9 protein-coding genes and 1 pseudogene are annotated in these 13,299 nt (G+C 64.7%); 7 read left to right on the top strand and 3 right to left on the bottom strand.

The window, feature by feature from the left end:
- The 3 genes from EN781_RS03630 to EN781_RS03640 form a co-directional block, all read left to right on the top strand.
- On the top strand, positions 1-1,628 hold a 1,628-nt coding region (locus tag EN781_RS03630; RefSeq protein WP_210213456.1), incomplete at its 5' end, for a VCBS domain-containing protein.
- Between the two features lie 185 nt (positions 1,629-1,813).
- Positions 1,814-3,508 (top strand): type I secretion system permease/ATPase, encoded by a 1,695-nt coding sequence (locus tag EN781_RS03635; protein ID WP_126059407.1) that lies wholly within the window; start codon positions 1,814-1,816, stop codon positions 3,506-3,508.
- Between the two features lie 19 nt (positions 3,509-3,527).
- Complete coding sequence (locus EN781_RS03640) at positions 3,528-4,865, top strand: HlyD family type I secretion periplasmic adaptor subunit (protein ID WP_126058951.1); 1,338 nt, start codon at positions 3,528-3,530, stop codon at positions 4,863-4,865.
- 45 nt (positions 4,866-4,910) lie between these two features.
- Here EN781_RS03640 and EN781_RS03645 read toward each other — a convergent pair whose 3' ends face one another.
- From EN781_RS03645 to tssH, 3 genes are all read right to left on the bottom strand, one after another.
- Positions 4,911-6,404, bottom strand: a complete 1,494-nt coding sequence (locus EN781_RS03645; RefSeq protein ID WP_126058950.1) for an aldehyde dehydrogenase family protein — start codon at positions 6,402-6,404, stop codon at positions 4,911-4,913.
- Between the two features lie 133 nt (positions 6,405-6,537).
- The gene (locus EN781_RS34700; RefSeq protein WP_189363128.1) at positions 6,538-6,684 is read right to left on the bottom strand and encodes a hypothetical protein; all 147 of its coding nucleotides are present in this window, start codon (positions 6,682-6,684) and stop codon (positions 6,538-6,540) included.
- 61 nt (positions 6,685-6,745) lie between these two features.
- Positions 6,746-9,583, bottom strand: coding sequence for a type VI secretion system ATPase TssH (tssH, locus tag EN781_RS03650; RefSeq protein WP_127399788.1), 2,838 nt, complete (start codon positions 9,581-9,583; stop codon positions 6,746-6,748).
- 334 nt (positions 9,584-9,917) lie between these two features.
- Here tssH and tssA point away from each other — a divergent pair, with 334 nt between their 5' ends.
- The 4 genes and pseudogenes from tssA to EN781_RS35930 all read left to right on the top strand — a co-directional run.
- The gene (gene tssA, locus EN781_RS03655) at positions 9,918-11,093 is read left to right on the top strand and encodes a type VI secretion system protein TssA (protein WP_127399789.1); all 1,176 of its coding nucleotides are present in this window, start codon (positions 9,918-9,920) and stop codon (positions 11,091-11,093) included.
- Positions 11,094-11,099: 6 nt separating this feature from the next.
- Positions 11,100-11,639 carry a type VI secretion system contractile sheath small subunit gene (gene tssB, locus EN781_RS03660; protein WP_126058948.1) on the top strand — a complete coding sequence of 180 codons (540 nt, stop codon included), beginning with the start codon at positions 11,100-11,102 and terminating at the stop codon, positions 11,637-11,639.
- Between the two features lie 3 nt (positions 11,640-11,642).
- Complete coding sequence (gene tssC / locus EN781_RS03665; RefSeq protein WP_126058947.1) at positions 11,643-13,151, top strand: type VI secretion system contractile sheath large subunit; 1,509 nt, start codon at positions 11,643-11,645, stop codon at positions 13,149-13,151.
- A gap of 48 nt (positions 13,152-13,199) precedes the next feature.
- Positions 13,200-13,299: pseudogene (locus tag EN781_RS35930) on the top strand (type VI secretion system tube protein Hcp); the annotation flags it as partial.

The raw sequence follows: 13,299 nt of genomic DNA on the forward strand, positions 1-13,299 counted from the left end.
ACGACACCAATCCGACGGTCGACGCCCTCAATGACGGCGATCCGCTCAGCGACTCCTTCACCGTCCATTCCGAGGACGGCACCAGCCAGCTGATCACCATCTCCATCACCGGCACCAACGACGCCGCGGTGATTACCGGCAACGGCATCCAGGACACCTCGGTCACGGAGAAGAGCGGCGTTGCCAATGGCACGCCGGGCGATGCGACGGCCGGGGGCGACCTCAACGCGATCGACGTCGACAATCCGGCCACCTTCGACGTCCAGGCCGCCGTGGCCAAAAGCTATGGCACGTTCTCGATCGATGCCGCCGGCACCTGGAGCTACACGCTGGACGACAACAACGCCACCGTTCAGGCGCTCAACAGCAGCGGCGCGAACACCACGCTGCATGAGCTGGTGACGGTCACCACCGCCGACGGCACCTCGCAGGTGGTCGATATCACCATCAACGGCGCCAACGATGCCGCGGCGATCACCGGCACGGCCAGCGGAGCCGTCGTCGAAGCGGGCAGCTCCAATGGCGGCGGCACGCCGACAGCTACCGGCGACCTTCTTTCAACCGATGTCGACAACACCACGGACTCGTTCCAGGCCGTCAATTCCGCGACGGCCAGCGCGTCCGGCTACGGCGCCTTCACCGTGACATCAGCCGGTGTCTGGACCTATACGCTCGACAATTCGAACCCGACGGTCAACGCACTCGCTGACGGGCAGCCATTGAGCGACAGCTTTACCGTCTATTCGGAGGATGGCACCGCAAAGCTGGTCTCGATCTCCATCACCGGCGCCGACGACGGCCCGCCGCGCTTTGCGCCGACCGATATCCAGCTGACGCCGATCACAACAACGGATAATGTGAATTTCAATTCCTTCCAGTTCACCGGAACCCTGAGCGCGACCGACTCAGATCCTGGCAGCTTTGTCTACAGCATCACCTCGCAATCGAATGCGAACCTGTTTTCGATCAGCGGGAACACGCTCAGCTCGGGAAGCCTCACGACGAACAGCATATCCACCGTGACCGTGCAGGCCACCCAAGTCGGCGACCCGGTCGGGCCCGCATATCAGTACAGCGAGACGTTCCAGATCATAACGGGCAGCAACGGCTTGAACGCGGGAGAAACACTCAACGATCCCAGCAACAACAACGGCGACGACGTCCTCTACGGCAATGGCGGAGCGGACTCGATCTTTGGCCTGGCCGGTAACGACACGCTGTTTGGGCAGGACGGCAACGACACACTGAACGGCGGCGATGGCAACGACCGACTGGTCGGCGGTGTCGGCACTGACACGCTTACCGGCGGCCTGGGAGCCGACACGTTCTACTACGGATCGGCCGTTTCGGATTCCCCGGCAAGTGCCGCGAACGACACCATCACCGACTTCGTGCATGGCACCGACAAGATCGACCTGTCCTCGATCGACGCCAGTACCGCCGCCGGCGACCAGGCCTTCCTGTTCGGCGGGCAGAACGGGGCTACCGTCGCCAACAGCATCACCTGGTCTGAGGTCGGCAGCAACACGATCGTGCGTGTCGACGTCAACGGCAATGCGACGGCGGATTTCCAGATCACGCTGACCGGCACCGGGCTTGGCCTGACCGCGAGCGACTTCGTGCTGTGATGAATGAGGAGGTGAGCCGGCGGCCACGCGCGGCTCACCTCGTTTCCCGCCGGCCGCGGGTTCTGCTTACGAATTAAGGTTTACGGCAGGTTTACGAGCGGATCGCGTGGCCGATTGAGGGATCGGTAGTAGTATCGGTCCGGGCGTGCAGTTGGGGGGCGGGTTCTCCGCTGGGTATCTTGAGTATCGGTAGCAAATCGCAGATCGTGAACGACGCGCTTCGGGCGTGCCGCCGCTATTTCCTGGTCGCGGCCGCCTTCAGCCTGGCGATCAATCTGCTCTATCTCGCCTCGCCCCTCTACATGCTGCAGATCTACGACCGTGTCGTCACCAGCGGCAGCCAGACCACACTGGTGATGCTGACGCTGGTGCTGCTGGTCGCCTTCATGGCGCTGGCCGGCCTCGACCTGGTGCGCGCCTGGATCCTGACGCGCGCCAGCGCGCGCCTCGATCGGCTGCTTTCGGCCAGGATCCTGGCCGCATCGGTCGAAACGCCGTCGCAGGGCGCCTCGCAGAGCCAGCCGATCCGCGACTTCGACACGTTCCGGCAGGTCATCACCGGCAGCGGTATCCACGCGCTGTTCGACCTGCCCTGGTCACCGATCTACATCGGCATCATCTTCCTGCTGCACCCCTGGTTGGGCTTCTTCGCGCTCGGCTCCGCGCTGCTGCTCATCGCCATGGCGGTGCTAAACGAATATCTGGTGCGCGCGCCGCTGAAGCAGGCCAACGACATCGCGACGACCAACTACAATTTCACCGAGATGAGCCTCAGGAATTCGGAGGTCGTTCGTGCCATGGGCATGATCGACGGCCTCATCCGCCGCTGGGGCCGCGACCGCAACCTAGCGCTCTTGCGCCAGGCGCAAGCGAGCGACCGCGCCGCGCTGATGACGGGGCTAATCCGCTTCCTGCGCCTGACCATGCAGTCGCTCATCCTCGGCCTCGGCGCCTATCTGGTGATCGAACGGCAGACCACAGCCGGCTCGATGTTCGCGGCCAGCCTCCTGCTCGGTCGCGGCCTGCAGCCGGTCGAGCAGATCGTCGGCCTTTGGCGCAGCCTGATCCTGGCGCGCGCGGCACTTGCGCGAGTGCGCAGGCTGGTCGACGGCGACGCGAAGGACGAACGCTCGTTCAACCTGCCGAAACCCTCCGGCAAGATCTCGGTCGAGCAGGTGAGTTTTGCCATTCCGAACCTGCAGAAAGTACTGCTGCGGGATGTCTCCTTCCGGCTCGAGGCGGGCGAGGCCCTCGGCATCGTCGGCCCTTCCGGCGCCGGCAAGTCGACGCTAGCCAGGCACCTCGCCGGCGTCATGCAGCCGAGCCGCGGTACCGTCAGGCTGGATGGGGCCGACATGTCGCATTGGGGGCGCGATACGCTGGGCGACCATATCGGCTACCTGCCGCAGGACATCGAGCTCTTCGCCGACACCGTCGCCGCCAACATCGGCCGCTTCAAGACCAATGTCGACCAGGAGGTGATCGAGGCCGCGCGGCTCGCCGGCGTACACGACATGATCATCCGCCTGCCGCAGGGCTACGAGACGCAGATCGGCGAAGGCGGCGCGGTGCTGTCGGGCGGTTATCGCCAGCGCATCGCCCTTGCCCGGGCGGTGTTCGGCACCCCGAACCTGATCGTCCTCGACGAGCCGAGTTCCAACCTCGACGCCGACGGCGACCGCGCGCTCAGCGACTGCGCGATCGAGCTCAAGCGCCGTGGCAGCACCGTCATCATCGTCTCGCACCGGCCCTCGACGCTCGCCAATGTCGACAAGATCCTTTTGCTGCGCGATGGCGCGGTCGAAGCCTTCGGCATGCGGAACGAAATCGTGGCGCTGCTCAACCAGCGCCAGGCTCCGATCGCCGTGGCAACCCAATGAACTGCGAGAGGAGAGACGTTTGAGCGACAGCGCCCTCACTTACCGCAGCCTGCCCGGCGAAGCCGGCATCCCGGCCCCGGACTCGATCCGGATGCCGGCCCTGATCGGCCTGTTGATCATACTCGCCTTCTTCGGCGTCTTCGGCGGCTGGGCCGCCTTCGCCCCGCTGAACGGCGCCGTGCTCGCCGAGGCGGTCGTCAAGGTGGAGGGCAACCGCAAGAGCCTCCAGCATTTCGATGGCGGGACGATAAAGGAGATCCGCGTCAAGGACGGTGATATCGTCCAGAAGGGCCAGGTCCTGCTGCTGCTGGACGACACCAGGCTGCGCTCCGAGTTCAATCTCTACGCCCAGCAGTACGCCCTGCTGCGTGCCACCGATGCCAGGATCCGGGCCGAGCTCGACGGCAGCCAGGAAGTTGCCTTCCCGAAGGATATCGCGGGCGAGCACCAGGCCTATCTCCAGGACGCGATGGCCAACCAGGTCGCCGATCTCGAAAGCCAGCGCGCCTCGATGGCCGGCGCCAGGCAGATCCTCGAGAAGCGGATCGCCGAGCTCGACGAGCAGATCGAGGGCAAGCAGGCGCGCGTCGATTCCTATCGCGCCCAGTTGCGATCGACCGTCGACGAGAAGGCGAGCCTCGGCAAGCTGCTCAAGGCCGGACTGACGACCCGCCCGCGCATCCTGGAGCTCGACCGATCCGCCTCGGACCTGCAGGGCCTGATCGACGAGAACCTGGGCGCCATTGCCGGCAGCCGGCAGACCAAGGCCGAGCTCGAGAGCCAGATCGCGCAACTGTCCAACGAACGCCGGGCCAAGCTTTCGGCGATGATGATCGAGACGCAGTCCAACCTGGCCGATCTCGTGCCCAAGATGTTCGCGGCCCAGGCCGCCATGGACCGTGCCGAGGTGCGCGCGCCCTATGACGGCCAGGTGATGGACCTCAGCGTCTTTTCGATCGGAGCGATCGTCGCGCCGGGCCAGACCATCCTCGATATCGTGCCGACGCAGAATTCGCTGATCGTCCAGGCGCAGGTCCGCGTCGAGGACATATCGAGCCTCAGGTCCGACATGACGGCCGAAGTCCGCTTCACCTCCTACAAGCAGCGCTCGATACCGATCATCCATGGACACGTCACCCGCATTTCGGCTGACCGTATTACCGACAGCAAGACAGGCCTTCCCTACTATGTCGCCGACATTGCGGTCGATCCGGCCGAACTGGCCGCCGCCCCTCAGATATCGCTCTATCCAGGCATGCCGGCCTCGGTGATGATCGTCACCGAGGAGCGCACGGCGCTCGATTACATATTGGGGCCGCTGGTGACATCGTTCCACACCGCCTTCCGGCAGAAATAGCCGCCGCGGCGACGGCCGGATCAGTGATCCGTATCGAAAGGGCGCTCAGTCGGTCCTGATCCAGACGCCCTTGGTGTTCAGATACTCATCGAGGTGCTCGGTGCCGCCTTCGCGTCCGTAGCCGCTCATCTTGTAGCCGCCGAACGGCACCGCCGGGTCGATCGCGTGATAGGTGTTGACCCAGACTGATCCGGCGCGGAGCCGATTGGCCAGCCGGTGCGCCTTGCCGATATCGTGCGTGAACACGCCGGCGGCGAGCCCATAGGGCGTGTCGTTGCCCCGCCGCACCGCCTCATCCAACGTGTCGAACGGCAGCGCCGAGATGACCGGGCCGAAAATCTCCTCTTTGGCGATGCGCATGTCGTCGGTCACGCCGGCGAACACGCCCGGCGTGATGAAATTGCCCAAGGCAAGCGCACCCTCGGTGACGCGCGCGCCGCCGGTCAACAGCCTGGCGCCCTGCCGCACGCCGTCCGCGATGAAGCCGGTGACGCGCTCGAGCTGACGGGGAGAGATCAGCGGCCCGATCTCGGTTGCCGGATCGGCGCCGTCGCCGATCCTGAGCTTTGCCGCATGGGCGGCGACCCGCTCGACGAACTCCTCATAGATCGGCTGCTCGACGAAGAGCCGCGAGCCGGCGATGCAGATCTGGCCGGAATTGGCGAAGACCGACATCGCCGCCACCGGCACGGCGCGCTCGATGTCGGCGTCGGCGCAGACGATCACCGGCGACTTGCCGCCAAGCTCCAGCGAAACGCGCTTCATGTTGGAGGCCGAGGCGCGCAGGATGCTTTGGCCAGTCGCGGTGGAGCCGGTGAAGACCACCTTATCGACATCCATATGCGAGGCCAGCGGCGCGCCGGCCTCGGCGCCGGTGCCGGTGACGACGTTGACAACGCCCTCCGGCAGGCCCGCTTCCAGCATGATCTCGGCGATCAGCAGCGGCGTCAGCGGCGCCTCTTCCGAGGGCTTCAGCACGATGGTGCAGCCGGTGGCGAGCGCCGGGCCGATTTTCCAGATCGAGGCGGCGGCAGGCGCGTTCCAGGGAATGATCGCGCCAACGACGCCGACCGGTTCCTTGCGGGTGTAGGACACGATCTCGCCGGGCAGCGAGTTGCCGACCGTCTGCCCGTGAATGGAGGTGGCCATGCCGGCATAGAAGCGCAACATGCCGAGCACGCGGGTCCTGTTGGCCAGCGTGCGCGTGATCGGCATGCCCATATCCGTCGTATCGGAAAGCGCGATCTCTTCCCAATGCCGCTCCATCAGATCGGCGATCTTGAGGAGCAGGAGCTGGCGCTCATACGGCTTGAACCGGCTCCACGGTCCTTCGAAGGCACGGCGCGCGGCGGCGACGGCGAGGTCGATGTCCCCGGCACCGGATCGCGGCACGGTGCCGATCACCGCCCCCGTGGCGGGGTTGCGCGTCTCGAAGGTGCGGCCGCTCGCCGCGTCGCGCCACTTTCCATCGATCAGCATCTTGCGGTGCCGTCCGTCGATGGGAACGCGCAAGGATAGATCTTTCGCCGATGCCGTCATTGCCGCAGACCCTTGTTCCTGAAACGCCCGGCCGAAAGCAAAGCAGCCGTTGCAGACCAGCACCGCCTATGTAACGTGCCGCGGGTGAACAAAGGAAGACACATAGGGCCCGACGCCCGCTGTACGGAGCTGGTCATCCCGCCGTCGACAAGAGCATCTGACCGGTGACGAAACTGGCGGCGTTCGAAGGCAGGAAGATCGCCGCGCCATCGAGCTCGTCGGCGCGATCTTCCGGCACCACGACGTCGTTCCGCTGACCTTCGCGCGCTGGCCCACCCACGGCAAACCAGTCGTCTTTGATTTCGATGCCAGGCCGACGGCAGTCGAGACAGCAACGGCGGTCATTCGAAAGTGTAGGTGAACCCTTCCGCGGAAGCCCCGACGGTCACTTTCGTCATCTTTTCGCCTTCGAGCGAACGGTTCAGAACGCCGCGGCTCAGTTCCGGCAGCAGCGTGTTGGTGAGGATGGCGTCGATCATTCTCCCGCCGGATTCGATCTCGGTGCAGCGCGCCTTGACCAGATCCATGACCCCGTCGCCGATCACCAGCTCGGCATCGCTTGTGGCTCGCAGCCGGCGCGCGATCTTGGCGAACTGGTGGCGCGTGATCGCCTCGATCATCGCATCCGACAGCGGATAGTAGGGTATGGTCACCACCCGGCCAAGGAAGGCCGCGGGGAAAACCTTGAGCAACGGGCCGCGCAAGGCGGTGTCGAGATCGTCGAGCCCGGCTCGCACCGGGCCGTTCCCGGTGCGGTCCATGATGACCTCGGAGCCGACATTGGATGTGAGCAGGATCAGCGTGTTCTTGAAATCGATCCGCCGGCCTTCGCTGTCGTCCATCATGCCCTTGTCGAAGACCTGGAAGAAAATCTCGTGCACGTCGGGATGCGCCTTCTCGACCTCGTCGAGCAGGATCACCGAATAGGGTTTTCTGCGCACCGCCTCGGTTAGGATACCGCCCTTGCCGTAGCCGACATAACCGGGCGGCGCGCCCTTGAGCGTCGAGACCGTATGTGCCTCCTGGAATTCGGACATGTTGATCGAGATGAGGTTCTGCTCGCCGCCGTAGAGCGTTTCGGCCAGCGCCAGCGCGGTCTCGGTCTTGCCGACGCCGGAAGGACCGCAGAGCAGGAACACGCCCACCGGCTTTTCCGGCGCGCCGAGCCCGGCGCGGCTGGTCTGCACGCGTTTGGCGATCATCTCCATCGCGTGATCCTGGCCGACCACGCGCTCGGCAAGCGTGGCGGCGAGCTTGAGCGCCTTCTCGGTCTGGCTGGACAGCATCCGTCCGGTCGGGATGCCGGTCCAGTCCTGCACCACCGCGGCCACGGCGTTGCGGTCGACAGATGGCAGGATCAGCGGCGTCTCGCCCTGGGCCGCGGCAAGTTCCCCCATCAATTCGCGCAATCGTGCCAGGTCGGCGGCGGAATCCGGTGGCGAAGCGGCGACCTCGGCAACGGGCGCCTCGACCTTGGCTGCCTTCGTTTTCGCGGCCTTCGTCTTCGAGGTCTTGGTTTCCGCTGCTTTCACCTCCGGCGCCTTGGCCCCGGGTGCCTTCTTCTCCGGTGCGTCTGCTCCGGTCGCGGCAGCCGCTTCGCCGCCGGCAGCTTCCTCGGCGTCCACCGGATCGAGCGGCACGCCCTCGCCGCGCAGTCGTGCGCGCAGGTCAAGGATTTCGGCCACCAGCGCCTTTTCCCGGTCCCAACGGGCCTGGGCGGCGGCCAAAGCGGCTTCGGTTTCGGCCAGGCCGGCATCGACCCTGACCTGCCGGTCCGCCACCTCGATGCCGATCGCCGCCTCGCGGCCGATGATGCCGCGCTCGACCTCGAGCGCCTGGCGACGGCGCAATATGTCCTCGACTTCGGCAGGCGTCGCATGCTGCGAAATGGCGACGCGGGCGCAGGCCGTGTCGAGAAGGCTGACCGCCTTGTCGGGCAGCTGCCGCGCCGGAATGTAGCGATGCGACAAGGCAACCGCCGCCTCGATCGCCTCGTCCAGAATCTGCACCTTATGGTGCTGTTCCAGGACGCCGGCGACGCCGCGCAGCATCAGCACGGCCACGACTTCCGACGGCTCATCGATCTTGACCACCTGGAAGCGGCGGGTCAGCGCCGGGTCCTTCTCGATATGCTGCTTGTACTCGGCCCAGGTCGTCGCCGCGATGGGGCGAAGCTCGCCGCGTGCCAGCGCCGGCTTCAGGAGATTGGCGGCATCGCCGGTTCCGGCGGCACCCCCGGCGCCGATCAGCGTGTGCGCTTCGTCGATGAACAGGATGATCGGCGTCTCGGAGGCTTGGACCTCGTCGATGACCGCCTTCAGCCGCTTCTCGAACTCGCCCTTGACGCTTGCCCCCGCCTGCATCAGCCCGACATCGAGCATGCGCACGCTGACATTCTGGAGCGTTGGCGGCACGTCGCCCTGGGCAATGCGGAGCGCAAAACCCTCGACCACGGCGGTCTTGCCGACCCCGGCCTCGCCGGTGAGGATCGGGTTGTTTTGCCGGCGCCGCATCAGGATGTCGACGATCTGCCGGATTTCGGGATCGCGGCCGACGACCGGATCGATCTTGCCGTCGTGGGCGCGCTGCGTCAGGTCGGTGGCATATTTCGCCAGCGCCGAATCCCCGCCGGGGCCGTGTTTCATCGGCGTCTCCGTGGCGAGGGTGGCCGGGGCAGCGCCGGCCTCCAGCGAACCTTCCATGACATCGGCGAAGCGGGTAATGACGCCGTCCGCATCGATCCGGTCGAACTCGGCGCTGATCTTCGAAACCAGGCCCTCCAGCACCGGCGTCTTCAGGCAGGCAAGCAGGATATGCGAGCTGCGCACCTCCTCGACGCCGAACTCCAGCGTCGCGAGGTTCCAGCCTTCCTGGATGGCGTGGAAGATGTGGTCGGAGAATTCCTCCACCGAGGTGGCGCCGTAGGGCAGCTTGTCGATGGCACGGGTCATGTCCGCCGTCAGCCGGCTGGCATCCAGCCCGGCATCGGCGACGATCATCTGCACATCCGAGCGCTCCGACAGCACCAGTTGCTGAATGAAATGGACGAGTTCGACATAGGGATTGCCGCGCAGCTTGGCCGTGTCGGCCGCGGCCTTGAAGGCGCGCACCCCCGTGGCATCGAGCTTGGCAACCAGTTCCTTGCGCTTGAAGCTCTGCGATGACCGGCGCTGTTCCATCGAACCTGCTCCCGAAATCAGCCAGCCGATACCCTGCCATAGAAGCGGCAGGTTGACAAAGCATGTGATGGATGATGCGCCTCGATGCCCGATTCGCCCAGCATCTTCCGTTTCAGGGAAAGCCCCGCATCCCCAGGCAAACAAACACGAAATTGCCCTCGCCTATGCGATGCATTTCACATACGGCGCCGGACAATGACGCCATGGGTTTCGGCGACAGAACGGTCGCGTTTAGCTTCCGTTAGTTTTTGAGCAGTCCTTGAATTGTGATAAAGTGACGCACTGTGATAACCTTGCGTCACGCAAGGTCTCAAGGCCGCTCCTGGGGGTTGGTGTGATTGATCTCGCACTCTGGCTGAATCCTCTCGACGGTGAGAATCCGTCAGGTGAGGATTTGCGCAACGACCCGGCCTTCCATGAGCTGGAGCGCCTGATCGAACAGCAGACCAAAGTCGAGTATGACGACCGCAACAAGCCGTCCGCGGAAGCGATCATTCCGATCGACTGGCCCGCCGTGCTTGCCAAGGCCGAGGAATTGCGTCCGCGCGGCCGGGATCTGCGCCTTCTGGTCATCGTCACGCGCGCCCTGGCCAATGAAAACCGGCTGGCCGGACTGGCCGACGGTCTGAGCCTGATTGCGCAGACGTTCGACGCCCACTGGGAGACCCTGCACCCGGCGCTGCGATCCGGTGCAACGCCGCGCGACGCGGCCTTGCGTCGCATCAACGCCCTGCTCGATCTCCAGAACGGCCAGGAAGGCCTGCTGGCAGACCTGCGGCAGATGATCTTTTTCGCGCCGCGCCCGATCGGGCCGATCAGCGGGCGCGACCTGGAACAAGGCGCCCTCGACGAGCGCGTCATGCTCCAGGAAGCGGCCTCTGGGCTGAATGCCAGCGAAAAGGCAGCGCTTGCGAGCGCCCACAGCCAGCTCTTGAACCGGGTGCGCAGCGGATGCGCGGCGCAGATCGATCAGGCCGGCGAGGCGATGACGTCGCTGCTGGGCGACGCCCGCGCGGCAATCGCGGCCCTCGATGCCGTCGAGACCGCGCTCAACGCCCGCATCGAAGGCAACGGTCCCGCCGTCCCGGAATTGAAACGGTTCCTGCAGCGTTTGCTGACGACCCTGGAGCGCAATTCGGCTGCCGGCGCCGTGGCGAACGGCGCGGCGAAACCCTCCCCGCCGCCGGCGGAACCGGCAACGCCCGTCCGAAACGGTCATGGAGCCGATACGATGGCAAGTGTCGCAAGCTACGCGGAACAGAGCACCGGGCTGCCCGACCGGATTTCCTCGCGCGATGACGTGGTCAAGTGCCTCGACCTTGTCGTCGCTTTCTATGACCGCACCGAGCCGTCGAGCCCGATCCCGCATCTCGCCCGCCGTGTGCGCCGCATGGTGCACATGGATTTTGTTGAACTGATGGAAGATCTCGCCCCGTCGGGGCTGAAGGAGTTCCGGCTTCTGGCCGGCGTTCCCGATGCCAAGAAGACGGCCCAGAAGGATGAAAGGTAGCAACACATGCCAGCCGAAAGCAAAGCGAAGGTCATCGAACGAAATCGCGCGCCGCGGGTGCAGATCGCCTACGACGTCGAAACCTACGGCAGCCCGACGACGATAGAACTGCCGTTCGTCATGGGCGTGATGGCCGACCTTTCCGGCGCTTCGCAAACCAGGGAAGCTTCAAAGTCGCTGTTGGACCGTGCCTTCGTCGAGACCGACGCCAACCGCTTCCCCAAGTTCATGGAGGCGCTCGGGCCACGCGTGAAGGCGCGGGTGAAGAATACGCTGCCGCAAGCGGAAGGCGCCGAGAAGGACGAGGAACTGGCGCTTGATCTCACCTTCACCAAGATGGGCGATTTCGCGCCGGACAAGATCGCCGAGCAGGTCCCGCAACTCGCCGAGATCCTCAAGATGCGTCGCCAGCTCGAGGAACTGCTCGGCTTCATGGATGGCCGTGTCGACGCCGAAAAGCGCATCGCGCAGCTTCTCAACAACGAGCCGCTTCTGAGCAAGATCGCCAGCCAGGCAATGTCTGACGACGACAAGGTTGGGGAATAAGTCATGGCCGAACAGCAAAAGACCGCAGCCGTCACCGCCGAGGCCGAAGCCATTGACCTGGGGGAGTTCAGCGGGCTCCTTGAGAAGGATTTCAAGGTCAAGAAGGACGACAGCGAGAAGCTGCAGCAGCTCGTCCGCAATCTCGCGCTGGCGGCGCAATCCCGCTCCGAGACCACCACCATCTCGTCCAATGCGATCAAGTCGATCAAGTCGCTGATCGCCGGCATCGACAAGATGCTGACCACGCAGGTCAACGAGATCCTGCACGCGCCGGAAGTGCGCGAAATGGAAGGCACATGGCGCGGCCTCTGGTATCTCATCAACAACACCGAGACCGATGCCAAGCATCTCAAGATCCGGGTGATGAACATCTCCAAGGAGCAGCTGGCCGACACCCTCGAGGATTTTGAAGGCCAGATGTGGGATCAGAGCCCGATCTTCAAGAAGGTCTACACGGACGAGTATTCGATGCTGGGCGGCGAGCCGATCGGCTGCATCGTCGGCGCTTACGAATTCTCGAACCATCCGCGCGACGTCGGCCTCTTGCGCAACATTTCGGGCATCTGCGCCTCGGCGCACACGCCGTTCATCGCGGCCGCCTCGCCGCGCCTGTTCCGCATGGACAGCTGGCAGGAACTGCCGAACCCGCAGGACCTTCAGATGATTGTGAACAACCCGGCCTACGCTTCGTGGCAGTCGCTGCGCGAGAGCGAGGATGCGCGCTACATAGGCCTGACCATGCCGCGTGTGCTGGCACGGCTGCCCTACGGCACCGAGACCGTCCCGGTGAAGGGTTTCACCTTCGAGGAGGAGGTGCAGGGCGACCACAACAAATATGTCTGGATGAACGCCGCCTTCCCGATGGGCGTCAACATCAACCGCAGCCACAAACTCTATGGCTGGGGCACCCAGATCCGCGGCGTCGAGAATGGCGGCACGGTCCTCAACCTGCCGGTGCACGCCTTCCCGACCGACGACGGATCGATCGCGATGAAGTGCCCGACGGAAGTCGCCATCGACGACCGCCGCGAGGCGGAATTGGCCAAGCTCGGTCTGATGCCTATCCTGCACCGGAAGAACACCGACCTCGCGGCCTTCATCGGTGCCCATTCGCTGCAGGATGACGAGACGCGCGCCGGTCGCCTGGTCGATCCCGATGCGCAGTCGAACGAACGCCTGAGCGCCAACCTGCCCTACCTTTTCCCAGTGTCGCGCTTCGCGCATTACCTCAAGGCAATTGCGCGCGACAAGATTGGGTCGTTCAAGGAGCGCTCGGACATGCAGATCTGGCTGACCGAGTGGATCAATCGCTACGTGTTGGCCAACCCGGCCTTCGCCGACGACAAGGCGCGCGCCAAGCGCCCACTTGCCGCGGCAGAGGTGCAGGTGGACAGCGTGGAGGGCCGGCCGGGCTATTACAATGCCCGCTTCTATCTGCGCCCGCATTATCAGTTGGAGGGCATCAACGCTTCGCTCCGGCTGGTGTCAGAACTCCCGTCAGTGAAGGGTTGAACTGCAGCAATGTGATCTTGTTTCGTTTGAGAGCGGTGGAGAAAGACAATGCCTGTGAAGATCGATGGCTTCCTGAAAGTTCCGGATATCAAGGGTCCGAGCGTACGAGACGGCCACGAGGACGAGATCGAAATCCATGGTGTCTGTC

Origin of the sequence: Mesorhizobium sp. M4A.F.Ca.ET.090.04.2.1 (genome assembly GCF_003999085.1) — a bacterium.
Lineage (GTDB): Bacteria > Pseudomonadota > Alphaproteobacteria > Rhizobiales > Rhizobiaceae > Mesorhizobium.

Bases quoted from the DNA above. Each gene is read 5' to 3' on its own strand.
- EN781_RS03645 (WP_126058950.1), bottom strand. From the start codon at position 6,404: ATGACGGCATCGGCGAAAGATCTATCCTTGCGCGTTCCCATCGACGGA.
- tssB (WP_126058948.1), top strand. From the start codon at position 11,100: ATGCCAGCCGAAAGCAAAGCGAAGGTCATCGAACGAAATCGCGCGCCG.
- tssH (WP_127399788.1), bottom strand. From the start codon at position 9,583: ATGGAACAGCGCCGGTCATCGCAGAGCTTCAAGCGCAAGGAACTGGTT.
- tssC (WP_126058947.1), top strand. From the start codon at position 11,643: ATGGCCGAACAGCAAAAGACCGCAGCCGTCACCGCCGAGGCCGAAGCC.